The 21148-nt window shown below is 70.6% G+C and carries 24 protein-coding genes; 8 read left to right on the top strand and 16 right to left on the bottom strand.

What is annotated here, in order from left to right; genetic code table 11:
* Window positions 1-25: 25 nt before the first annotated feature.
* Both ACQPZQ_RS21810 and ACQPZQ_RS21805 read right to left on the bottom strand, forming a co-directional pair.
* A complete protein-coding gene (locus tag ACQPZQ_RS21810; protein WP_433298735.1) occupies window positions 26-937 on the bottom strand; it encodes a DMT family transporter in 912 nt (303 codons plus the stop codon).
* Between the two features lie 217 nt (window positions 938-1154).
* The gene (locus ACQPZQ_RS21805; RefSeq protein ID WP_433298733.1) at window positions 1155-1640 is read right to left on the bottom strand and encodes a hypothetical protein; all 486 of its coding nucleotides are present in this window, start codon (window positions 1638-1640) and stop codon (window positions 1155-1157) included.
* 138 nt (window positions 1641-1778) lie between these two features.
* Here ACQPZQ_RS21805 and ACQPZQ_RS21800 point away from each other — a divergent pair, with 138 nt between their 5' ends.
* Window positions 1779-2408, top strand: coding sequence for a protein-L-isoaspartate(D-aspartate) O-methyltransferase (locus tag ACQPZQ_RS21800; RefSeq protein WP_433298731.1), 630 nt, complete (start codon window positions 1779-1781; stop codon window positions 2406-2408).
* Between the two features lie 27 nt (window positions 2409-2435).
* On the opposite strand, the gene ACQPZQ_RS21795 is transcribed toward ACQPZQ_RS21800, so the two are convergent.
* The 3 genes from ACQPZQ_RS21795 to ACQPZQ_RS21785 all read right to left on the bottom strand — a co-directional run bounded on the left by ACQPZQ_RS21795 (window position 2436) and on the right by ACQPZQ_RS21785 (window position 5270).
* Window positions 2436-2621, bottom strand: coding sequence for a DUF2795 domain-containing protein (locus tag ACQPZQ_RS21795; protein WP_433298729.1), 186 nt, complete (start codon window positions 2619-2621; stop codon window positions 2436-2438).
* Window positions 2622-2680: 59 nt separating this feature from the next.
* The gene (locus ACQPZQ_RS21790) at window positions 2681-2947 is read right to left on the bottom strand and encodes a hypothetical protein (RefSeq protein ID WP_433298727.1); all 267 of its coding nucleotides are present in this window, start codon (window positions 2945-2947) and stop codon (window positions 2681-2683) included.
* A 109-nt stretch (window positions 2948-3056) separates the two neighbouring features.
* Complete coding sequence (locus ACQPZQ_RS21785; protein WP_433298725.1) at window positions 3057-5270, bottom strand: alpha/beta fold hydrolase; 2214 nt, start codon at window positions 5268-5270, stop codon at window positions 3057-3059.
* 231 nt (window positions 5271-5501) lie between these two features.
* On the opposite strand from ACQPZQ_RS21785, the gene ACQPZQ_RS21780 reads away from it, so the two are divergent.
* Window positions 5502-5789: a PASTA domain-containing protein gene (locus ACQPZQ_RS21780; protein WP_433298723.1), complete on the top strand. Its 288-nt coding sequence runs from the start codon at window positions 5502-5504 to the stop codon at window positions 5787-5789.
* Between the two features lie 139 nt (window positions 5790-5928).
* On the opposite strand, the gene ACQPZQ_RS21775 is transcribed toward ACQPZQ_RS21780, so the two are convergent.
* From ACQPZQ_RS21775 to ACQPZQ_RS21760, 4 genes are read right to left on the bottom strand one after another with little or no spacing between them, the layout of a single operon-like run.
* Window positions 5929-6975: an LLM class flavin-dependent oxidoreductase gene (locus ACQPZQ_RS21775; protein WP_433298721.1), complete on the bottom strand. Its 1047-nt coding sequence runs from the start codon at window positions 6973-6975 to the stop codon at window positions 5929-5931.
* Between the two features lie 24 nt (window positions 6976-6999).
* Entirely contained in the window at window positions 7000-7227 is a 228-nt protein-coding gene (locus ACQPZQ_RS21770) for a hypothetical protein (protein WP_433298719.1), read from the bottom strand.
* A 56-nt stretch (window positions 7228-7283) separates the two neighbouring features.
* A complete protein-coding gene (locus ACQPZQ_RS21765; protein ID WP_433298717.1) occupies window positions 7284-8840 on the bottom strand; it encodes an FAD-binding oxidoreductase in 1557 nt (518 codons plus the stop codon).
* Window positions 8837-10249 carry a (Fe-S)-binding protein gene (locus ACQPZQ_RS21760; protein WP_433298715.1) on the bottom strand — a complete coding sequence of 471 codons (1413 nt, stop codon included), beginning with the start codon at window positions 10247-10249 and terminating at the stop codon, window positions 8837-8839. Before ACQPZQ_RS21760 ends, ACQPZQ_RS21765 begins: the two co-directional genes overlap by 4 nt.
* 144 nt (window positions 10250-10393) lie before the next feature.
* Here ACQPZQ_RS21760 and ACQPZQ_RS21755 point away from each other — a divergent pair, with 144 nt between their 5' ends.
* Together ACQPZQ_RS21755 and ACQPZQ_RS21750 are read left to right on the top strand one after the other, a co-directional pair.
* Window positions 10394-11200, top strand: a complete 807-nt coding sequence (locus tag ACQPZQ_RS21755; RefSeq protein ID WP_433298713.1) for a FadR/GntR family transcriptional regulator — start codon at window positions 10394-10396, stop codon at window positions 11198-11200.
* Between the two features lie 14 nt (window positions 11201-11214).
* Window positions 11215-11952, top strand: coding sequence for a PDC sensor domain-containing protein (locus tag ACQPZQ_RS21750; protein WP_433298711.1), 738 nt, complete (start codon window positions 11215-11217; stop codon window positions 11950-11952).
* Between the two features lie 34 nt (window positions 11953-11986).
* Here ACQPZQ_RS21750 and ACQPZQ_RS21745 read toward each other — a convergent pair whose 3' ends face one another.
* On the bottom strand, window positions 11987-12466 hold the full coding sequence (locus ACQPZQ_RS21745) for an SRPBCC family protein (protein WP_433298709.1): 480 nt from the start codon (window positions 12464-12466) through the stop codon (window positions 11987-11989).
* On the opposite strand from ACQPZQ_RS21745, the gene ACQPZQ_RS21740 reads away from it, so the two are divergent.
* The 3 genes from ACQPZQ_RS21740 to ACQPZQ_RS21730 all read left to right on the top strand — a co-directional run bounded on the left by ACQPZQ_RS21740 (window position 12465) and on the right by ACQPZQ_RS21730 (window position 15270).
* Complete coding sequence (locus ACQPZQ_RS21740; protein WP_433298707.1) at window positions 12465-12776, top strand: hypothetical protein; 312 nt, start codon at window positions 12465-12467, stop codon at window positions 12774-12776. The genes ACQPZQ_RS21745 and ACQPZQ_RS21740 overlap by 2 nt on opposite strands.
* Window positions 12777-12899: 123 nt before the next feature.
* Entirely contained in the window at window positions 12900-14438 is a 1539-nt protein-coding gene (locus tag ACQPZQ_RS21735) for a GMC family oxidoreductase (protein WP_433298705.1), read from the top strand.
* Window positions 14439-14520: 82 nt separating this feature from the next.
* Window positions 14521-15270, top strand: coding sequence for a Clp protease N-terminal domain-containing protein (locus ACQPZQ_RS21730; protein WP_433298703.1), 750 nt, complete (start codon window positions 14521-14523; stop codon window positions 15268-15270).
* 40 nt (window positions 15271-15310) lie between these two features.
* Here the strand turns inward: ACQPZQ_RS21730 and ACQPZQ_RS21725 are convergent, their stop codons facing one another.
* The 5 genes from ACQPZQ_RS21725 to ACQPZQ_RS21705 form a co-directional block, all read right to left on the bottom strand.
* A complete protein-coding gene (locus tag ACQPZQ_RS21725; protein WP_433298701.1) occupies window positions 15311-16198 on the bottom strand; it encodes an alpha/beta fold hydrolase in 888 nt (295 codons plus the stop codon).
* An 84-nt stretch (window positions 16199-16282) separates the two neighbouring features.
* A complete protein-coding gene (locus ACQPZQ_RS21720; RefSeq protein ID WP_433298699.1) occupies window positions 16283-17125 on the bottom strand; it encodes an ABC transporter permease in 843 nt (280 codons plus the stop codon).
* The gene (locus ACQPZQ_RS21715) at window positions 17122-18162 is read right to left on the bottom strand and encodes an aliphatic sulfonate ABC transporter substrate-binding protein (protein ID WP_433298697.1); all 1041 of its coding nucleotides are present in this window, start codon (window positions 18160-18162) and stop codon (window positions 17122-17124) included. The genes ACQPZQ_RS21720 and ACQPZQ_RS21715 overlap by 4 nt, the downstream gene beginning before the upstream one ends.
* Before the next feature lie 24 nt (window positions 18163-18186).
* Window positions 18187-18993, bottom strand: a complete 807-nt coding sequence (locus ACQPZQ_RS21710) for an ABC transporter ATP-binding protein (protein ID WP_433298695.1) — start codon at window positions 18991-18993, stop codon at window positions 18187-18189.
* A gap of 232 nt (window positions 18994-19225) precedes the next feature.
* The gene (locus ACQPZQ_RS21705; RefSeq protein WP_433298693.1) at window positions 19226-19693 is read right to left on the bottom strand and encodes an Lrp/AsnC family transcriptional regulator; all 468 of its coding nucleotides are present in this window, start codon (window positions 19691-19693) and stop codon (window positions 19226-19228) included.
* 95 nt (window positions 19694-19788) lie between these two features.
* Between ACQPZQ_RS21705 and ACQPZQ_RS21700 the strand changes: the two genes are divergently transcribed.
* Complete coding sequence (locus ACQPZQ_RS21700; RefSeq protein ID WP_433298691.1) at window positions 19789-20277, top strand: DUF2000 domain-containing protein; 489 nt, start codon at window positions 19789-19791, stop codon at window positions 20275-20277.
* 187 nt (window positions 20278-20464) lie between these two features.
* Here ACQPZQ_RS21700 and ACQPZQ_RS21695 read toward each other — a convergent pair whose 3' ends face one another.
* Window positions 20465-20944 (bottom strand): SHOCT domain-containing protein, encoded by a 480-nt coding sequence (locus ACQPZQ_RS21695; protein WP_433298689.1) that lies wholly within the window; start codon window positions 20942-20944, stop codon window positions 20465-20467.
* Window positions 20945-21148 lie beyond the last annotated feature (204 nt).

The raw sequence follows: 21148 nt of genomic DNA, 5'->3' as shown, positions 1-21148 counted from the left end.
GGCTGACACGCGGCCGGGCGGGCGATCACTGCCGCTCATCCCGAGACGGCCGTGCATCACGTCGGCCGGTGCCGGAAGCCGGGACCTCGCCGCTGCGCAGAAGCGGGGATCGGGCCAGCACCGCCGTGGACGCCGCGATGACCAGGGCGCCGGCGACGGCGAGGGCGAGCCAGCCACCGGTGCGCACGCGCTCATCGAACACGACCACCCCGAACGCCATGGCGACCACAGGATTCGACAGCGTCAGTGCCGGTTGAGCGGCGACGAGACTGCCCGCCTGCAAGCTCTTCTGCAGCAGGAAGAAGTACGCCGGGCCGAGCACGATCAGCAGATAGGTCTGCGGTGAGCCGGCGACACCGCTCCAGCCCGACGTGGAGTAGACCGCGCTGATGCTGGTGAGCAGCACGGCGGTGAGGGCGAATCCGACTCCCGTGGCGAGTCCCAGGAACGCGGCTCGCCGCGATGCCGTGGAGCGGTACCCGATGACGGCGAAGATGGCGCTGACCGCGAACGTGACCCCGATGCCCAGGACCCAGGCACCTGCGGCGGCACGTGCGGGGTCTCCCCCACCGGGCTGCAGCGCGTACAGGAGGACGGCGAGCCCGGCGGACATCCCGATGACGGCGCCCCACTCGCGCCTGTGCAGCCTCGATCGGAACACCACCTGGGCGAGGATCAGGGCGAACGCCAGCTCCAGCACCAGGATCGGCTGCACGAGCGCGATCGGACCGGTCGCCAGCGCTGCCGCCTGGCACAGGAACCCGACGATGATCGCGGCGATGCCACCGAGCCAGTCGCGGCGGTGGGCGAGCCGCCAGAGCATCGTGATCGGGCCACCGGACTGGTCCTCCGGCAAGGCGGCGGCAGCCCGGCGTTGCAGCACGGAGGCGACAGCGTTGCCGATCGAGGCGAGCACTGCGAGGACGATGCTCAGCATCGGCGGCCGTTCCGGCGGCTCCCACGGCAGTGCGCGGAAAGATCCACGTGGCGTCCCTTCCCTCGCCCGAGCGCAATCGAAACAGCTGTGGCCGACATTCACCTGCTCGACACGAGGGCGACGGCGCCGGGCGGCGCTGCTGCGACCGGCCGGATGAGTCCACAACGGCCGGCGCGGGTAGCCGGGGGCATGACCGCAACCACTCGTGCGCCCACAGTCACCCCGCCTCCCACACAGTCGCGAACGCCCACCGCGTCCGAGCCGCCTGAGCCAGGGCCGAACCCGCAGCCGCCGCCGGTACCGGTACCGGTACCGCCCCCCGGGCCGGAACCCGGACCGCCGATCCCGGCGCCCGAGCCCCCCGGCCCGGATCCGGAACCAGGACCGCCCATTCCGACACCGCCACCGATCCCGGGTCCGGGACCGGTGCCGACACCTCCCGTCCCGACGCCACCGCCCGTCCCGACGCCGCCACCCATCCCGACGCCGCCACCCGGCCCCGGACCAGTACCCACACCTGTCCCACCGCCACCACCCGGTCCCGGACCACTCCCTCCGCCCGAGCCGGGCCCGGAGCCCACACCGCCCGTTCCGCCACCGGGACCGCCACCGGCCCCCGGACCGCGGCCCACACCGCCCATCCCGCCTCCTCGTCCCGGGCCGGAACCGGCGCCCGGGTGGCCCGGTCCTCCGCTGCCTGCACGACCCGCGGGTGCGACCGTGCTCGGACCGGAATGATCCGCCCGGAAAACACGCCGGCCGGGCCGGCACACGAATTGCGTCGCACCACGGCGGGTATGCCGCGGTCATACCGGTCCGAAGCGCGTGAACCGGAGGTGTTGTGACCGCTGAACGAGCTCGTGCCCTGATGGTCGAGCGGCTGCGCGCCGGCGGGATCGTCGATCCCCGGGTGCTCTGCGCGATGCGTGCACTCCCGCGGGAGCATTTCGTGCCGGTCGGTCTCGCGTCCGCGGCCTACCAGGACGAACCGCTCGACATCGGGCTCGGCCAGACCATCTCGGCCCCGATGATCGTCGCGTTGAGCACGGAGGCTCTGGAGGCCCGCGCCGACGCCCATGTCCTCGAGATCGGCACCGGTTCCGGTTACGGCGCCGCCGTGCTCGCGCGGTGCCACCGTTCGGTGGTGACGATCGAGCGTCATGCGGAGCTCGCGGAACGGGCGTGGGCATCGCTCGCAATGGCCGGCTGCCACAACGTCGAGGTTCGCACGGGCGACGGGTCGCTCGGCGCTCCCGACCGCGCCCCGTTCGACGGCATCGTGGTCACCGCCATGGCCGACACCGAACCGCCACCGGCGCTCCTCGACCAGCTCGCGCCGGGCGCAGCGCTGATCTGCCCGGTCGGGCACGGCCAGGAGGGGATCCTCGTCCGGTACCGCGACGGCCGCGCCGAAGAGCTCGCCGAGGTCGTCTTCGTTCCGCTGGTGAGCGGGCTGCCGGCGAGGCGTTGAGCCGTACCGCCGGCAACGCGCCGAGGATCAGTGCTCCTCCCCCAGTGCTCGCTCCACGTCGGCGGCGGACGTGAACCGCTCGTTCTGCAGGTTGCGCACGAGGCTCACGATCGCCTGGTCCGCCCCTTGCCGCCGCGCCCGGTCCACCAGCTCGTGCCGGCTCGCCGGGTAGTCACCCATGAGGTACTTCTGCACCACGGTGCTCGCCGTCATCGCCATGCGGATGCCTTACCCCCGGCGGCCATGCGCGATGCGGCATGGTGGTCGAGTGATCACCGGGCGCTGCCCGCCGCCTGGGGCTCGTCCACGCGGTCGCGCAGCTGTGCCCCCACGCCCTCGGCCTGCGCGCAGTGCACGCAGCAGAAGAACCTGCGGTCTGCCTGCACGCCGTGCCCGACCACCTTGCATCCGCAGTGCTCGCACACCGGTGCCATCCGGTGGATCGCGCACTCGAAGCTGTCGAACACGTGCACGGCGCCCTGGGCGTGCACCTCGAACGCCATGTCGTAGTCGTTCCCGCACACCTCGCACTGAGCCATCGCGGTGCCTCCGTTCGCTCGGCCGGGCCGCACGCCTCCGCGATGCGGCACGGACAGGGGTACCCGCGTCCGTCACCGGCAACAGCGAGGTCGCTCGATCGTGAGCGAATCACTCCCAGTGGATCGGCGGCTCGTCCGACGAGGAGCGCTCGGACAGGAAGACGCCCAGCTCGGACAGGGTGAGGGGCGCCGGTGGATCGACCCGGGGCAGGGCGGACAGCTCGCGGTGGAAGCGCCCGACGCCGCTGGTGTCCCGGGAGAAGGCGTCCGGATCGATGCCGAGGAACGCACCGCGGCGGCGGGCGCGGCCCATCAGATCCCGCCACCGTTTCGCCGGAGCCACGACGGCTTCCTCCGTTCCGGGTGGGAACAGCGTCATGAGGATCTCGTCGAAGGGTTCGGTGTGGTCGAGGTAGCGCTCGAGCGCGTCGGCGGACCGCTCCACGGGGAACTGCGACCAGTACGGCACCGAACCCGTCGCCAGCGCGAGGTGCGGGTCGAGCCGCACGAACGACTCGACCAGGAGTCGCTGCGCCGGGCGCCCTCGACGGAGGTACCACCAGCGGTAGAGGTCGGCGATCAGCGGGCTCAGCGCCGCGGGCTCGTCGAAGGCCACGCGGCGCAACCGCCATCCCCGTGCGGCCGCGAGGGCGGCCAGGTCGTCGCCGAGCGCCGCATCGAACCCCCACTCGGCCTCCGGGGCTTCCTCGTCGGCCGGTGGCACGTCCCACCCGCGGCACTCGCTCTTGCTGCGGAACTCCGCTGATGACGTGCCGCGTGACGCCCCGAACTGGAAGACATGCTGATCACCGAGCCGGGTGACCGGCCACCTCAGCCGGCAGTCGGCGACGAGCAGCGTCGCGCCCGGCGGCAGCGTCTCCGTGAGGAACCCGGTGAACGCGGCGCCGAGGCGGCGCCGCTTGAGACGGAAGTACGTCATGCGCGCCTGCGACAGCCGATCCTGGTCCGGATCGTGCGTGTGGTGCAGCGCCACCTCCGGGTTGGCGTCGAGCAACAGCTCGGCCGGGCCGATGCCGGCGGTCATGCCACCGCGCGGATCGTCCCGACCCACGTCCGGCCGCGCGACGGGGAGCAGGAAGGTCTGTGGGAGGAAGGGCGCGCCAAGGGCGGCGGCCAGGTGAGCCATCGCCCCGCTCGTCGAACCGACGATCGCCACGGGGTAGGACCGCCGCGGGTACTGCGCCACCATCCACCGCGCCACCGCCTCCGCGCTGACGGCGTGCAGCTCAGCGGGCGGCACGGCCTTGGTGCCGCGGCCGAACCGGTGCACCTGCTCCCGCACCGGGGCAGGCAGCGCGTCGATCAGCGGAAGTACCCGTTCGTGCAGCGGGGCGAGTGGCCGCGGCACGGCGCCGAGCGCTGGCAGGTCGTGGCCGTGCAGGGCGGTGGCCGCCGCGCGGAGGACGACCGTGGCGGAGTCGAAGGGGGCGATGCTGTCGGCCGCCTGCCGGGTGGTCGGCACGTCAGGACCAGGCGGCGGCCCACCGAGGAACGGCCCGATCGCCGCTGCGAGCGGCCCCGCCGCGGAATGACTGAGGCTGTGGCTCTGTCCGGGCAGCACGGCGAGCCGCCCGTCCGGCAGCGTCTCGGCGACCTCCTCGGCCCACCGCTGCGGCACGACGGCGTCGGCGCCGCCCCGCACCACCAGCACGGGGACCTCGATCTCCGGCAGGTCGTCCTCGATCGGGTGGGCGAGCGCGTGCCATGCCGTGGCCAGTGCCCGTCGGGCGCCGCACGCCAGGTAGTCCCTCCCCAGGACGATGGCGAGCGCGGGACTCTCGTGCAGGCCGGTGCGCAGCAGCCGGCTCACCTCGGCCACGGGGTTGCGGCCGCGCCGGTCGACGGTAGGGCTGATCAGCACCGCCCGTCCGAACGCTTCCGGCGAGCGACGCATCGCGGCGACGGCCACCTGACAGCCCACCGAGTCGGCGACCAGCGCAGGCGCGGTGAGCTCGGCGGCGTCGATCCAGGCCAGCAGGGCATCGGCGAGTCCGGGCACGTCCAGCGCCGCAGGCGGATGATCGCTGTGACCGAACCCGGGAAGATCGGGGACCGACGCACGGAAATGTGGCGCGAGCTCCCGGGCCAGCGGGAGCATGTAGCGGCTCGACACGCCCAGTCCATGGAGCAGCACGACATCCGGTGCACCGTCCGGAGCGGCCGTCGTCACCCTGGCATGCATCCGCAGTTCGTCCACCCGCGTCCAGCGACTCGAGATGCCGTCGCGCGTCCTCGGCCGCCCGGTCAGCTCCAGCACCGTCACCACATGCCCCCATCCGGTTCCACGGCCCGCTCCGGTCATCCGTGGACGACGTCGCGCCGTCCGAAACCTATGGGAGGAACGACCCGGGCGCGGGACGCCCCGACGGGCCACGCCGACGGTCGCGCCCTCGCGCGCCAGAATTCGGGTGCTGTCCGACGGGCCGTCAGAAGCTCGTTGCCGGGCGTGTTCGATCAGCCCCGAGCGGGTAGACCAGCTGAGCGCTCGCGGCGCCATGCGAGCGCGCGCCCGATACGACCTGCTGGGGGAGCCGTGAGGAAGCAGGAGAAGGTTCTGGTGCCGGCGCTCGTCGGGCTGGAGGTCAGTGACGCCCACCAGCTCGCCTTCACAGCGAGAGTTGTCGCCGTCGCGCCCGACCCCGACGATCCGTTGCCCATCACCGGCACCGTCACCGCTCAGGCCCCGGCGCCCGGCACCCGGGTGGAGCCGGCCGCGCCGGTCGTCATCGCCGTCGACCCCGGTGGTGGCGGCGGTGGTGGCGGCGGGAGCCTGGCCGAGCCGCCCCCGCCGGGACCGATGGATCCCGCCGGAACCAAGTAGGCCACCGAACCACCGGCACAGGTCGAACGGTGAGTGATCGCTCCCCCGGTCGCCGGGCCGCGACGGCACTGCGCCGGAACGCCGATGGGCGGCGCCCTTCTCGGAGGACGCCGCCCATCGTGCGGATGTAGCCGTCCGCTCAGGCGAACTCGGGCATGATCCGGTCGTGAATGAGCCGCAGCTGGGTGTTCACATCCGCGACCCCCTCGATCTCCCGGCCCATGAACGTCTTCACGAGGGTTGCGTCGGTGATCGCGAAGATCATGTGGTTGACCCCCGCAGCCTGGATCTCCTTGAGCTTGGCCACGCACTCCTCGGGCGTGCCGGCGATCGAGAGCGTCTCGCCGATCTCCGGCGTGGTCGCGTCGATGGAGCCCGCGAGGTCACCCGCGCCCAGCGCGTCGATGATCGGCTTCATCGCAGCGGGTGACACGCCGTTGCGCTCGAGTTGCTCGTCAGGCATGGCCGAGGCGTACAGGCCGACCATCGAGCGGGCCGCGTCCTTGGCGATCGCGGAGTCCTCGCCCGTCGCGAACACGACCCAGGCGCCGATGTCCAGGTCGTCGACGTTCTTCCCGGCGCGGTCGGCACCGATCTTCATGTTCTCGTACATGTACTCGTACGCGCCCCTGGTGTAGCTGAGCGCGTGGTGGCAGCCGTCGGACAGCTCCGCCGCCGCCTGGAACGACTTCGGGCCACGCATCGCGCCCATCTTGACGGGCAGCCGCTCCTGCACCGGGCGGGCGAAGCTGAACAGGCCCTTGTAGCTGAAGAACTCCCCGTCGAAGGTGATCGCGCCGTCGTCGAGCAGCGTGCGGACGACCTTCACGCCCTCCTTCGTCCGCGACAGCGGCTTCTGCGTGCTCCAGTCCATGCCGTACTGGGCGAGCAGCCCGAAGTTGCCCGAGGACAGCACGACCTCCGCACGACCGCCGGTGAGCTCGTCGAGGGTGGCCGCGGCCTGCGCAATCAGGCTCGGCTCGCGCAGCACGACCGGCGAGACGCTCGGACCCATGCGGATGTTGCTCGTCTTGTCGGCGGCAGCCGCGAACAGCAGCCACAGGTCCTTGTGCCACGTCTCGTCCGCCGCGTACACGGCGTGGAACCCGAGCTCGTCCGCGAGCTTGATCGACTCGATCGACTCGGTCAGCGGGTAGTCGGGCAGCATGGCGTAGCTGAACTTCACGATGAACTCCTGGTGGGGGGTGTGTCAGGAATCAGGGGAGCCGTCCTCGCCGTCGACCTCCGCGAGCAGCTCGGATCCGGAGAGGACCTTGTCTGCGAAGTGCCGGTGCATCCAGTCGAGGTGGTCGTGGCGTGCATTCATGATTCGCAGCGTGTCCCAGTTCGGGAAGGTTTGCTGCAGCACCCACCGCTGCATGAGTCGAGGGTCGACCTCGTACACGTGCTCGAACGTGGTAAGCGCGACATCACTCACTCGGTACGGTGCGGGTGGGGTGTGTTGCTCACCGTAGCGGTACCCGTTCGTCCCATTCATCCTGACCCTCCCCGGAGTGCGGCCAGTACCGTCTCGGCGTCGGGCGTGTAGGCGAGATCGAGGTGGTACTTGCCCGGGTTCATGATGTTGTGGGGGTCCAGAGCCCGTTTGACCTGCAACATCACCTCGAACCCGCCGCCCAGTTCCTGCGGCACGAGGTCGACCTCGCCCTCGCGGCAGGAGCCGTGGCAGGCGCTGATCGAGCCGCCGTGGCGCAACGCGGCCGCGGCGATGTCACGTTTCGCGTTCACCCACAGCTCCCACGCCGCATCACCTAGTTGCTGTTCCCAGATCCCGACGTCGATCTCCGTGAGGTAGTCCACGCCGGTGTCGGCGGAGGTGTAGGCGAACATCCCCCAGTCGTCGAACACGTCGGTGCGACGCCGGAGGTCGGCGACGATCTCGTGCCAGGCCTTCGTCACGGCAGGCACCTGCGTGTAGTTGATGGCGGCGTCCTCGCAGTGCCAGCTCATCGGCACCACCTGCCCGGCCTTGGTGCGCCCGTGCAACGGGGTGGCGTAGCGGTCGTGCCGCGCTGCCCAGTCGCCTTGCGAGATCTCGTCCCCCAGGTAGCGGGCCCCGTGCTGTTTCGCGATCCGGAACAGTCGCCGCCCGGCCGGGCGGACCTCGTCCTCGTAGCCGTAGAGCACCGCGCACACCAGCGCGCGCACGTCGGCGGGCTGGGGGATGTAGGCCTCGTCGTCGCGGCGCAGGTAGGCGACCTTCCACTCGTCGAACAGCACCCCACCGGCGAACGTCGCCACCCCCGCCCGGGCCAGTGCCCCGACACACCGGTAGGCGTCGTCGTAGTTGTCGAACGCCCAGAACGGCGAGAGTTCCGCTTCGGGCTTGGGGTAGAGCTTCAACGTGGCCCGGGTGGCTATACCCAGCGTGCCCTGATGCCCCATGAACAGGTGCTTGAGCTGGTATCCGCTGGAGGACTTGGAGATCTTCCCGCCGATCCCGTCGCCGACGTGGATGACCTCGCCGGTCGGCAGGACGTGGTCGAAGGAGAGCACCAGGTCGCGGGTGTGCCCGTAGCGGGCACCGATCAGCGACCAGCCCGAGGTGCCGATCCGGCCACCGACGAGCGAGCACGGATACGAGGCGGGATTGTCCGGGTAGATCAGCCCATGAGCGGCCAGCTGCTCGTTGAGCTTGAGCATGTTGATACCGGCCCCGACGGTCACCGTGCGGTTGTCCAGGTCCAGCTCGTGGATCTCGTTGAGCCGCTTGACGTCGACGACGATGCCGCCCCGCAGCGGAACGGCCCCGTCGGTCAGGCCGGTGCCCCCGTCCCGCGGCACGACCGGCACCCGCAGCTCGTTGGCGATCCGCACCACCGCCGCCACCTCCTCGGTGGAGGCCGGCAGGACCGCCAGATCAGGCACCCGCTCGGCCCACCGGTGCACCGGAAACGGCGCCGGCACCCGAGCCCGGTTGTAGCGGTCGGTCTTCGAGGTGAGGATCTGCTCCTCGCGCAGCACGGTGCGCAGCCGCTCGACGACTCGGTCGACCTGCTCAGCGGACAGGCGCTCAGGGGTGAGCGTCACGATCCGCACCCCCCCGCACCGCCGCAGTTCCCGCCGCCGCAACCGCCGCCCGACCGCCGGTCGCCGACCTCGCCGCGGCTCCCGCCGACCGTGATGCCGAGCGATTCGGCGAGCAGCTCGTGGATATCCACGACATCGATGTCGCGGGCCTCCCCCGCCGTGGAGAGCGGGCGCTCCGACCAGGGACAGGCACTTACGAGCGTGTCGACGCCGAGGGTTGCCGCGGCGTCGACACGCTGTTCGCTGATCGCCGCCGTCAGGTCGGGCTTCTCCACCGGCAGGCCCCCACCCCCGCCGGAGCAGTACGACCATTGGGTCACGCGATCGACGTCGTTGAAGGCCAGCCCCGGGATCGCGCGCAGGATCTCCCGCGGCTGCTGCCAGATACCCTTGCGCTTGTTGAGCCGGCACGGATCGTGATAGGTGATCGTGCGTTCCACCGGCACCGACGGCGTGATCCGCCCGTCGCGAAGCAGCTCTGCGAGCAGTTCCACCACGAGCACGATCTCGATGTCGAACTCCGCCCCGAAATAGCGCGGGTAGTCCTCGGTGAAGGAGATGTAGTCGTGCGGGTCGAGCACCAGCACCCGCCGCGTGCCCGTGGACCGCCAGTTGTCCAAGTTGTGGCGGGCGAACCGCTGCGCCTGCTCCACATAACCCATCTCGGCGGCCGGGCCCCCACAGCACCACTGCTCACCCATCAGCCCGAACTCGTACCCGGCCCGCTGCAGAGTCTGCGCCACCGCCCGGGGTACCGACGTGCGGTAGAACGCGGCCTCGCAGTCGACGAACAGCACCGTCTCACCGCCGATGGGCAGCTCCAGGCCGTCGGCCCAGTCCCGCACGGCGTCCTGGCTGACCTCGACATCCCCCAGCACCGGCTCATGGGTCCGCTCGTCGGTGCGCGCGTTCCAGGTACGCCACCCCGGCTGATGGACCCCCTTGTCCACCGCCAGCGCGCGCACCGCCTTCACCACATCGACCGTGCGCGTGCGGAACCGGTAGAAGTCCCCGGTGAACAACGTGTTCGGACACCGCAGCTCACACGCACCGCACTGCGTGCAATTCACATAGTCCGCGGCGATATCGCCCACCTCGAGCTCACCACGCTCCAACGCCACGATGTTGGCGTGAAACGCAGTGGGCGTCCAGGACTCGTTGCGCGTCACCTGCATCACCGGGCACACCTCCCGGCAGAACTTGTGACCCGACGAATAACAGTTGTACGAGGCGTTACGCCACTCCCCGACGAACTCACGCGTCTCACGATCGACGATCTCGACCTCGACCGGAGCCGCGACCGACTCGGGGTACGCGGCCAGGCCGGGGTCGTTGGACGCCATCCCGGGAGTGAACGGCCGCGTGAGCGCGTCACCAGCGAGATGCCCGTCGGGGTCGATCGGAGTCACGACGTCTCCTGGATGTGAGGTAGGACACGAGCACGCGAAACCTATGAGATCACATTTCAACGGTCAAGCCGCACACCGCCCCCGACCCACGCCCGGTCTCGTGCCAGACTCCACCGCGAGACGAAATGTGCGGGAGGTGCGCTGATGCGGCTGCTCCCCGGCGATGCGCGACAAGCGGTGTTCGCACCACTCGACGACGGCTCGGGACGCAGCGAGGCGGTGGTCCGCCGGCTGGGGAGCGCGATCGCGCTCGGCATCATCGTCGACGGCGAACAGCTGCCGTCCGAGACCCAGCTGGCCGCCATGCTGAACGTCTCCACCGTCACCCTGCGCGACGCACTGTCCGAGCTGCGGGCCCGCGGCCTGGTGTCGACACGTCGCGGCCGAGGCGGGGGCAGCTTCGTGCGCGCCTCGGAGGAGGCCCTCACCGAGCTGTCGCTCGGGCGGCTGCACGAGATCGGCAGCACCGACCTGCGCGAGCTCGGCGACGTGCACGCCGCGGTGGCGGGCACCGCGGCGCGGCTGTGCGCCCAGCGGGCCACCGCGAGCGAGATCGCCCGCCTGCGCGAGATCCTCGACCGGATGGCGGCCTCCCCGGAGGGCATCCAGCAGCGCCGGATCGAGAGCCGCTACTACATCGACACGGCAGCCGCCGCCCAGTCCGTCCGGCTCGCGCGCAAGGAGATCGAGCTGCAGGCCGAGCTGGGCCAGCTGCTGTGGGGCACCCCGCGCTCGGCCCCCGAGCTGGCGTCGACGGTGGCGCACCACCGGCAGGTCGTCGACGCGATCGAGGCGCGCGACGGCGACCTCGCCCGGCGGATCACCGAGGACCACATCGGCGAGGTCACCGGGCACCTGATCGACGTGCACCTCCGCCTGACCCGCCGAGGACAGCAGCACAGCGCCAGGCACGGTTCGCACTTTCCTCCCGCAGCGGCAGGGGCAGGGTGATGAGTGAGCATCAGGTGAGTACGTCCGACCGCGTGGACGACGCCGCTGCCCGGCAGGCGGCGGCGCTGATCGGCACCGTCGTCGAGCGTGTCTTCCATTCCGTGGCGACCGTGCGGGACAGCGTGCTGGACGCTCACCGCGCGGCGCGGGAGCGCGGCGAGCCGATGGCCGACCGCGACGTCACCGCGATGCGCGACACACTGGTGGACCTGCTCCATGAAAAGCGTGAGATCGCGGTCGGAATGGGCGTGATCGTCGCGCCGGGCTTCCTCGCCGATCAGCCGCTGCGCCTGGAGTGGTGGCAGTGCGAGCCGGAGCGGGGCGCCACGAGACAGCTCGAGGTCGACCTCAACCCCCACAGCGTCGGCTTCTACGACTACGCCGCGGCGGAGTGGTTCGTCGTGCCGCGCCGGACCGGCCACCGGCACGTCGTCGGCCCGTACGTCGACGTGCACGGCACGGACCGGTACCTGCTGACGCTCACCGTGCCCGTCGTCGCCGACGGGGAGTTCGTCGGCGTCGCGGGTGCTGACGTCCCGGTGGCGCGCTTCGAGACGCTGGTGCTGAGGGAGCTGTGCGACCTCGCCGTCGACGTCGTGGTGGTCAATCCCGAGGACCGCGTGGTGCTGTCGACGTCGGCGCGATGGCTGGCGGGATCGCTCGCGACCCCCGGCGCCATGCAAGATGCGGACCGGGCCAGGACGGTGACGCTGGCCGATCCGCCGTGGCAGGTCGTGGTCTTCCCCGGCTGAGCCGTCGGCTCTCGCGCGTCAGGGCCGGGGGAACTCACCGCCCACGCGGCATCGCCTCCCTCTCCTCGACGAGCGCCGCGAGGTTGTCCAGCGCCATCCGCGTTCCCGTCTCGTTGTCGGCGGCGGGCACGCTGTCCGGAATCCCCTCGTGCACGATGAGGACCTCCGTGCCGCCGCCGGCATCGTGCAGGCTGGTCGTCATCGTCATGGTGCCGCCGAGTGCGGGGTCCACCGACTCGAACTCGAACACTTCGACCACCTGCTCATCCGGCACGAGCCTGGCGAAGTGCCCGTGATAGGTGTCGGTGTTCGAGTCGGACTTGCCGGTCCCGCTCGGAACGTCATAGGTGAGCGACACACGGAACGAGCCGCCCTCACGGGCGTCGAACTCGTGGACCTGACTGCTCATCCCGGCCGGAACCCGCCATCTCGCGATCGCGTCGGCATCCAGGAGTGCCCGATAGACAGCTGATCGAGGCGCCTTCACGTGGCGGGAGACCTGCGTCGAATACATGGCCGACGACCCTAAGGGAATGGGAGTGCACGCCGGGTATGTCGACCCCGAACTCGTGTCCCACATCCGCGGGCCCGGGATCTCCGCGAAGTCGGTGGCCGATCAGACGATGCAGGCGATCCTCAACGACCGGCCCGAGGTTCTCGTCGACGAGACCACGCGGTGCGTCAAGGCGACCTGTCGCCACATCGTGCAAAGCGTCGATCCGGTCGGCGCCGCAACGCGACAGCCGTTCGACGCTCCCGATCGGCCACGCGACGACGTCCGCCACAGCTCATTCATAGCCTCCCCCTCACCACCGTTAAACTAAACTAGTCGTTTAGTTCGTAATTCGGTCGATCCGCCATCAGCGACACCTCCTTGCACAACCACGCCGTAAGGCGGAGAGGTGATCCGCAGACGACCGGAACGGTCGCGGGAGACAAGGAGCACGATGGCCACTGCACGCGCCGAGCATGATTACGTGGTGGTGGGCGCAGGCTCATCGGGAAGCGTGATCGTCCGAAGACTGCTCGACCATGGCCACTCGGTCCACGTCATCGAAGCCGGGCCGGACGTCCAGAGCCCGCTGGTGACCAACCCGGCCAGCTGGCCGGCCCTTTTCGGCAGCGAATTCGACTGGACGGTGATGACCACGCCGCAGACGCACATCAACAACCGGTCGTTGCATTTTCCCAGGGGCCGGATCGTCGGCGGATCCAGTTCCCTCAACGGCATGATCTACATCCGCGGCGTCCGCAGCGACTACGACACGTGGGCCTATGAAGGAGCCACGGGGTGGGACTGGGATTCGGTTCTTCCGTACTTCCTCCGGTCGGAGGACCATGAGGACGGACCGGGACCGTGGCACCACAGCGGAGGCCCGCTGCACGTCAGCCGCGTCGCCGACCCACACCCGACGTCCACGGCGTTCGTCGAAGCCGGAACGTCACTCGGATTCCCGCTCACCGACGACTTCAACGGCGAGCAACCGCTGGGCGTCGGGTACCACCACTTCACCATCCGCGACGGGAAACGGGCGAGCGCGTGGGTGTCATTCGTGGAACCGGTGCGCGCAATGCCCTCACTGCACGTGACAGCGAACGCCCGGGCGCATCGGGTGCTGTTCGACGGCACCCGCGCCGTCGGCCTCGAATACGTCGTCGACGGTGAGATGCGTCAGGCCTACGCGTCCGGCGAGGTGGTGCTCAGCGCCGGCGTGATGGGATCACCGAAAGTGCTGATGCTGTCCGGAGTCGGACCGGCGGATCATCTGCGCGAGGTCGGCGTCGAGGTCAGACACGATCTCCCCGGCGTCGGGGAGAACCTGCACGATCACACCCTCGCCTCGAACCTCTACGAGTCGAAGCAGCCCATGCCGGCGGGGCGGTACAGCAGCATGGAGAGCAGCATGCTGTGGAAGAGCGACCCACGGCGCGTCGCGCCCGATCTGCAGCCACTGTTCCTGCACCTCGTCTACCCGGCAGACGGATATCCGGTACCCGAGCACGGATACACGATCGCGCCCGGCATGGTCCGGCCACTGTCCCGCGGCACGCTGAGACTGGCCTCCGCCGACCCGGACACCCCGCCACTGGTGGACCCCAACATGTTCGGCGAGCCGCACGACCTGGAGCGGATGGTCGACGCACTGGAGATCTGCCGGGAGATCGGCCGTGCCGACGCGTTCAAGGACTGGCGCAAGACCGAGGTGGCGCCAGGCCCCGACGCGAAGACTCGCGACGACCTGCGCGAGTTCCTGCGTCGCACCGTCTCCACCTACCACCATCAGTGCGGGACCTGCCGGATGGGTCAGGATGCGCTCTCGGTCGTCGACCCGGACCTGCGTGTGCACGGACTGCAGAACCTGCGGGTCGCGGACGCGTCGGTGATGCCGGCCGTGCCGTCCGGGAACACCAATGCGCCGTCGATCATGATCGGCGAGAAGGCGGCCGACCTCATCCTCGGCAGAAGCCCCGGCCAGGCTCCGTAGGCGAGCTTCGCCGTCGCGTGACTATACCCCCTAATTGGGGGTATATGTTGGGGGTATAGATCCGCGGCGGAGGTGGCCGGCGATGCCCAAGATCAACGTGTACCTGCCCGACGACCTGGCCGATGCTGTGAAGGAGGCGGGGATCCCCGTCTCCGCGGTCTGCCAGAGATCGCTGGAGGAGGCGGTACGCCGCGTCGCCGACGTGCGCGCAGCCGTTGCCGGCGAGCCGGCCCCCGAGGAGGCGCTCGCCCGGCTGACCGCACTCACGCCACGAACGCGCCAGGCGCTCACGCTCGCGATCGAGCAGGTCCAGGCCGACGATGTGCCCGCCGTCGACACCGGGCACATCCTGGGAGGGATCCTGTCCGAGGGCACCAACCTGGCCCTCCACGTACTGCGTGCCGTCGATGTGGACCTCGACCAGCTCGCGCGCGACCTCGGCTCGCGCTCCACGGCCGAACCGCTCGCGGGCGATGCCGCCGACGGCGTCCGGCGGTTCAGCGCCCCGGCCTCCGCTGCGTTGCAGGCGGCCGTCACGGAGGCGATCTCGCTCGACCACAACTACATCGGATGCGAGCACCTTCTCCTCGGGCTGGCGGCGGAGACCGACGGGATCGCCGGACGGGCGCTGCGTGCACAGGGAGCGGAGCACAAGACACTCCGGCGCGCGGTCGTCGCGGCCCTCGCGGGCTACGTCCATCTCCGTGCCCAGACCTCGGCGACCCCCACGACCGCCGAGGGCCTCGTCGCCGCAGCCGTGCGGCGCGAGCTCGCGCCCCTCACCGAGAGGCTCACCGTCCTGGAGCGCCACGTCGGCGTCGGCCGGCCCTGACCGCGGCCGGGCGGGGCCAGCTGGGGAGCCAGGCTCGGCGTCAGATCCGTTCCAGGATCGCGGCGGCGAACTCGCCCGGCGCCTCCAGAGGGGTGAAGTGCCCGACGCCGTCGAGCGACCGCACCTGGACGTCGGCGAAGTGGTCATCGAGCCGGTCGGACCACGCGCGCGGGAAGAGCGGGTCGTGCTCCTGCCACAGCACGGTCGTGGGCACCGCGATGCGCTCGGAGGGCGCGGGTGGACGTTCGGCGAGTGACATCGCCACGGTTCCCGACCCGGAGCGGTACCAGTTGATCGAGGCGACGAAGGCGCCCGGACGTGCGTAGACGTCGGCCAGCCGGTCCAGCTCGGCGGGGGCGGGCACGTAGTCCGGCCCGGACCAGTGCGTCCAGAAGTGCTCCAGGTACGAGCGCACTGCCGCCCGGTTCCCGTCCAGCAGTTGCTCGGCGAGCTCGAGGCGGTGGAACGCCTGGTACCAGAACTCGCGCTGTGCGTCGGGCGAGAGCACCCGGTCGCCCGCGCCCGGCAGTGGCGGCGAGACGACGAGCGCCCGCACGAGATCGGGTCGTGACCGCGCGGCGGCCTGCGCGATTCGCGAGCCGACGTCGTAACCGGCGATGACGGCCGGCCCGAGCTGCAGCTCGTCGATCAGACCCAGGACGCTGCGCGCCTGCGCGGCCGCCGCGTAGTCGGCCGGGGACGTGCCCTCCGGTGTCTCGGACGCGCCGAAGCCGCGCAGATCGGGAACGACGACCCGGCACCGGCCCGTCAGCAGCGGCACCACCGCACGGAAGTCGCGCCGGTCCCCCGGCCATCCGTGCAGGAGCACGGCGGCGGCCACCTCGGGAGATGCGTGCGGACGGTGATCGTCATAGGCCAGCCGGAACCCGTCGACGGCAGTGCTGCGCCGCATTTCCGTGGGCTGCATCCCCTCACCGTAGATCGTCCGTGGTGAGCGATCCGAGGAACCGAAGGCGAGGGGGCCGAGGGCGAGCCGGTCGCCCCGATGCACTCAGCTCCAGCGGCGCAACAGCCGGCGCTCGGTGAGGCCGAGCAACCCGTCGGTGACCTTCCCGATCACCGCGAGCAGCACGATCGCGAGGAGCAGGATGTCGGTGCGGCCGGTGTTCTGGCTGTCGATCAGGAGGAACCCGAGCCCGATCGAGGACGCAATCAGCTCCGCCGCCACCAGGAACAGCCATCCCTGGGCCAGGCCGAGGCGCAGCCCTGACAACGCGGCCGGGGCGATCGCCGGCAGCTGGACCTGCAGGAACAGCCGCACGCCGGAGCGTCCGTAGGCGCGGCCGACCTCGACGAGGTGGCGGTCGACGTGGGCCAGCGCGGCCGACACGGTGGTGTAGACCGGGAAGAACGCGCCGATCGCGACGAGCACGATCTTCGGGGTCTCGCCGATGCCCAACCAGAGCAGCAACAACGGCACCCAGGCCAAGGACGGCACTGCCCGGAGCGCCTGGATCGAGGGCGCCAACAACGCCCGGACCGGACGGGAGAGCCCGACCACACCGCCGAGCACGAGCCCGAATCCGGCACCCGCGGCGAAGCCGAGGAGCACCCGCTGGGTGCTGATCGCGATGTGCTGCCAGAGCTCACCGCGTGTCACCAGCTCCACGAGCGCCGCCAGTACCGCGCCCGGGGTGGGCAGCTGGGACGGCGAGAACTCCCCCGATGTCGCGAGCATCTGCCACACCAGCACGAAGAGCACCGGGACGAGCGCTCCGAGCACGATCGCGCCCGCCGCTCCCCTGACACGGCGCCCCCATCGGGGAGTCGAATCGCCAGGGGCCCGCGGGCTGCTCGGTGCAGGTGCCGTGGTGTCGGGGTCGGTGAGCGTCACGAGCCAGCCGCTCCACCGGCGGACGAGGTGCCCTTCGCCTGCTCGGCGAAGCGCGGCTCGAACAGGGATGCGAGCGCGGCAGTCGCCTCCTGCTCCGAGCGCACCAGCCCTTCGGCCACGAGCAGCGGCAGCAGCCGAGACAGGACGGCGTGCTGCGGTTCGCCGGGCACCGGGTCGATCGCGAGGTCGGTGCGCGTCAGGAGCTGCTGGCGGGCGATCTCCGGCTTGATGTTCGCTGCGGTCACGAGCGTCTGGACAGCCGCGTCAGGGTTCTCCGTGATCCATGCGCGAGCCCGCTCGTACGCCGTCACGACGGTCTGGGCGACCTGCGGCTTCTCCTGGAGGAACTTCTCGTTGGCGTTCAGCAGGCCGTAGGAGTTGAAGTCGAGGTTGCGGTAGATCAGCCGCGACCCGGCCTCCAGCTCGGTCTGGGCCATGAACGGGTCGAGGCCTGCCCACGCAGCGACGTCGCCGCGTTCGAGCGCGAGCTTCCCGTCCGAGTGCTGCAGGTTGACGATCTCGACGTCCGACGCGGAGAGCCCGGCCACGGCGAGGGTCTGCATCAGGAAGAAGTACGGGTCGGTGCCCTGGGTCGCCGCGATCTTCTGTCCACGCAGCTGTGCGGGCTCGGTGATCGGCGAGTCCTTCGCGACGACGATCGCCGACCACTCCGGTCTGCTGAAGACGTCGATCGCCCGGATCGGCGAGCCGTTGGACCTCGCGAGCAGGGCCGGGGTGCCCGCTGTGGAGCCGATGTCGATCGCGTCGGCCCGCAGGTTCTCGTTGGCCTTGTTGCTGCCCTGCGACAGCACCCACTCCACCGAGCCGGGGCCGAGCTCCTGCTCCAGCCAGCCCTGTTCCTTGATCACCAGGCTCTCGGGGTTGTAGTAGGCGTAGTCGAGTCGCACCTGGACCCCGGACGCGGCCGGTGCGCCGACGGAGCCGTCGGAGTTCTCACCGGAGACGCAGCCGGCGAGCACCCCCACGAGCACGGCGAGCACGCCGAGGCGGGCGAGGGCAGGCAGGGCACGGGGCATCACTGTCTCCTGGGTGGAGGCGGGTCAGGCGGGGAGGGGGCGCTGGCGGGGCACCCCGAGACGGTCGAGCAACTCCACGCGGAGCGCGGCGAGCACCGGATCCGCCCGGTCGCGCGGGCGCGCTCCGGGCACGTCGAGCAGATGGGCGATCCCGGAGCCGGCCGCGCGGTCGGCGCCCGGCGCCAGCACCACCACCCGGTCGGCCAGCTGCAGCGCCTCGTCCACGTCGTGGGTGACCAGCAGAACGGTGGCGCCGGTGGTGCGTTGCAGGTCGTCGACGAGATCCTGCATCCGCAGGCGGGTGAGCGCGTCGAGCGCCGCGAACGGCTCGTCGAGCAGCAACACGCCGGGACGCCGCACCAGCGCGCGGGCGAGAGCCGTGCGCTGCGCCATGCCGCCAGACACGGCCCGCGGGCGGTACCCGGCGAACGACCCGAGGCCGACGGTGTCGAGCGCGTGGGTCACCTCGCTGTGGCGCGAGGCCCTCGGGGAGCCGTCCGGCAGGCCGAAGGCAACGTTCTCGGCGAGCGTGCGCCACGGGAGCAACCGCGGCTCCTGAAAGACCACCGCCGCCCGCGCCTCGATCCCGTCGACCCTGGCCCCGTCGATCATGACCTGGCCCGCTGACGGCCGGTCGAGCCCTGCGACCAGGCGCAGCAAGGTCGACTTGCCGCAGCCCGAGGCTCCGAGCAGCGCCACCACCTCGCCCGCCTCGACGTCGAGATCGATCCCGCGAAGGACGTGGTGAGCGCCGTCGGCGGCGCCGAACGTGCGGTCGACGCCACGCAACGTCACGGTCACAGCGGCCACTCGCGTGGCGGTGGTCTGCACGAGGGGTTCAGTTCCTTGTCGGGGAGTGCTGAGGGGAGCGAGAACGTGCCTCAGGCCCGACAGGCAGCGCTGGCGGCGTAACCCAGATCCAGCCAGAGCCGCGCGGCGAGATCCTCGCCGACTCCGCGAACCGTGTGCGCCACGTGATCACGCTATGGGGTGACTGTTGAGCGGCGCAAGGCACGAACCGCCGGCCTCCGGTGACACGAGGAAGCGGCACCGACCGACGGGTTCAGTCGGTCACCGGTGCGACCGCCGTGTTGCGCAGGTGCTCGTAGACCACGCTCGTGCGCACGTCGGCGACCTCCGGCCGCTCGGTGAGCCGGTCGATCACGAAGGCGTAGAGGTTCTCGTTGTCCGCGACGGCGACGTGGATGAGGAAGTCCTCGCCGCCCGTGACGACGAAGACGCCGATCGTCTCGGGAAGCGCGCTGACCCAGTTGCGGAAGGCGTCGATGTTGCGGCGCGATGGCGGCCGGATACGCACCGCGATCAGGGCTTGCACGGGCCTGCCGATCTTGGCGAGATCGAGATCGAGGATGGCGCCGCGGATCACGCCGCGCCGGCGCAGTGCCCGCGTGCGGTCCAGCGCCGTGGTCGGGGAGACCCCCACCGCCGCGGCGACGTCGCGGTTCGTGCGCCGTGCATCTGCCTGCAGCTCGGCCAGGATCGCCGTATCAAGTTCGTCGAGATGCGACACGACGGTCTCCCTATCGGATTATATACGGATTTATTGATCCAGCCCCTTACGCCTTCATAGCATTGAGCTCGCTTCCCGCACAAATGGAGGTTCCAGTGGCAGCTGAGCTTGTTCCTGTTCATCACCGGCTCGGGTACGCGCCCCACGAGGTCGTCACCAGCGAGCCGACACGCTCGACGCGCCTGAAGTGGGTGGTCGTGGTCGACGAGTCGCTCTCGGCGGGACGAGCGGCGAACGCTGTCGCCTGTGTCGCCGCCACCACCGGCTTCGCTGTCGAGGGGCTGATCGCCCACGGCGGGCCGGACGCGTCCGGCGACGAGCACCCCGGCCTGCCCTGGGCAGGCTGCACGATCCTGGCCGCGACGGCCGAGGCACTTGCTGCCACGCGCACCGCAGCCGCCGCTGCGGACGGCGTCCTCGTGGTCGACATGCCCGAGGCGGCGCAGTCCCACCGCGTGTACGACGACTACCTTGCCGAGCTCGCAGACACGGAGCCGGAGAAACTCGCCTGCAGCGCCGTCAGCATCATCGGGCCGCGCAACCGTGTGAGCAAGCTGGTCAAGAAGCTCGCGCTGCTCACCTGAGCCGGGCGCCGGCTGCCACGTGAGACCTCGGGCAACCCGATCCGGGCACGGTCGCCTCCTGGCACCCGGCAATTGGGCCGATCTGGGTCAGCTCCATGCGGACGTCAGCGGCAGGAACCCGCGCGCAGGGGGTGTGCGGCGAGTTCACATACCGGGTTCAGGCCGTCGCTCGCAGGGCAAAGCCGGGTCACCGGACGGAACCGGTGGCGGTCGGGGCGTCCCCGCTGGTTGCAGCGGTCGTGCCCAGGGCCTTCCGCTTGAGCGTCTCGTACTCCTCGGCGGTGATGTCCCCGGAGTCGCGCAGGCGCTTCGCCGTGGCGATCTGGTCGGCCGGCTGGCCGGCGCTTCCCGCAATGGACCGGACATCGGTCTCGTACGCCTCACGCGCAGCCGCGTACTCCTTCCCGCGCCGTTCGGCCATCGACCTGCCTTGTGCGATCAGGTAGGTGAGGATGCCGATGAACGGGAGCACGATCACGAAGATCGTCCATCCCGCCTTGGCCCAGCCCGACATGTCGTGCCGGCGGAACAGGTCACTGAACACGACGATGAGGAGCCAGAACCACAGCACGAAGCCGAACAGGACGAACATGGTCCAGATCAGTTCGAGGAACGGGTAGCTGTTGTCCTGGTTCGCCGCCAGCACCATCTCGATCACTCCAGCCATTGAGCCGCAGGTGGATTTCGCCTCGCACCACAGTGGCCGCGCGGACGTCGTCCGACCTCACCCGCAACGGAGGAAACACGGTTCCGGCACCCGGCGGGACGGTTCCGCGGCTCGTATCGCCCGCTCGGGCCAGGGCCGAACCGGACACACCGGTAGACGGTCTCCCGCGATGCGCGCGCTCCGTGCCGGAGCGGTCACCCGCAG

Source organism: Pseudonocardia sp. CA-142604, assembly GCF_050948475.1.
Classification (GTDB): Bacteria; Actinomycetota; Actinomycetes; order Mycobacteriales; family Pseudonocardiaceae; genus Pseudonocardia; species Pseudonocardia alaniniphila.
This window is presented reverse-complemented; position numbering and strand designations above follow the sequence as displayed.

Coding starts and splice junctions, on each gene's coding strand:
- ACQPZQ_RS21810 (WP_433298735.1), bottom strand. CDS start 937: ATGCTGAGCATCGTCCTCGCAGTGCTCGCCTCGATCGGCAACGCTGTC.
- ACQPZQ_RS21795 (WP_433298729.1), bottom strand. CDS start 2,621: ATGACGGCGAGCACCGTGGTGCAGAAGTACCTCATGGGTGACTACCCG.
- ACQPZQ_RS21790 (WP_433298727.1), bottom strand. CDS start 2,947: ATGGCTCAGTGCGAGGTGTGCGGGAACGACTACGACATGGCGTTCGAG.
- ACQPZQ_RS21785 (WP_433298725.1), bottom strand. CDS start 5,270: ATGACCGGAGCGGGCCGTGGAACCGGATGGGGGCATGTGGTGACGGTG.
- ACQPZQ_RS21755 (WP_433298713.1), top strand. CDS start 10,394: ATGCGGCTGCTCCCCGGCGATGCGCGACAAGCGGTGTTCGCACCACTC.
- ACQPZQ_RS21740 (WP_433298707.1), top strand. CDS start 12,465: ATGGCCGACGACCCTAAGGGAATGGGAGTGCACGCCGGGTATGTCGAC.
- ACQPZQ_RS21745 (WP_433298709.1), bottom strand. CDS start 12,466: ATGTATTCGACGCAGGTCTCCCGCCACGTGAAGGCGCCTCGATCAGCT.
- ACQPZQ_RS21735 (WP_433298705.1), top strand. CDS start 12,900: ATGGCCACTGCACGCGCCGAGCATGATTACGTGGTGGTGGGCGCAGGC.
- ACQPZQ_RS21730 (WP_433298703.1), top strand. CDS start 14,521: ATGCCCAAGATCAACGTGTACCTGCCCGACGACCTGGCCGATGCTGTG.
- ACQPZQ_RS21725 (WP_433298701.1), bottom strand. CDS start 16,198: ATGCAGCCCACGGAAATGCGGCGCAGCACTGCCGTCGACGGGTTCCGG.
- ACQPZQ_RS21715 (WP_433298697.1), bottom strand. CDS start 18,162: ATGCCCCGTGCCCTGCCTGCCCTCGCCCGCCTCGGCGTGCTCGCCGTG.
- ACQPZQ_RS21695 (WP_433298689.1), bottom strand. CDS start 20,944: ATGGCTGGAGTGATCGAGATGGTGCTGGCGGCGAACCAGGACAACAGC.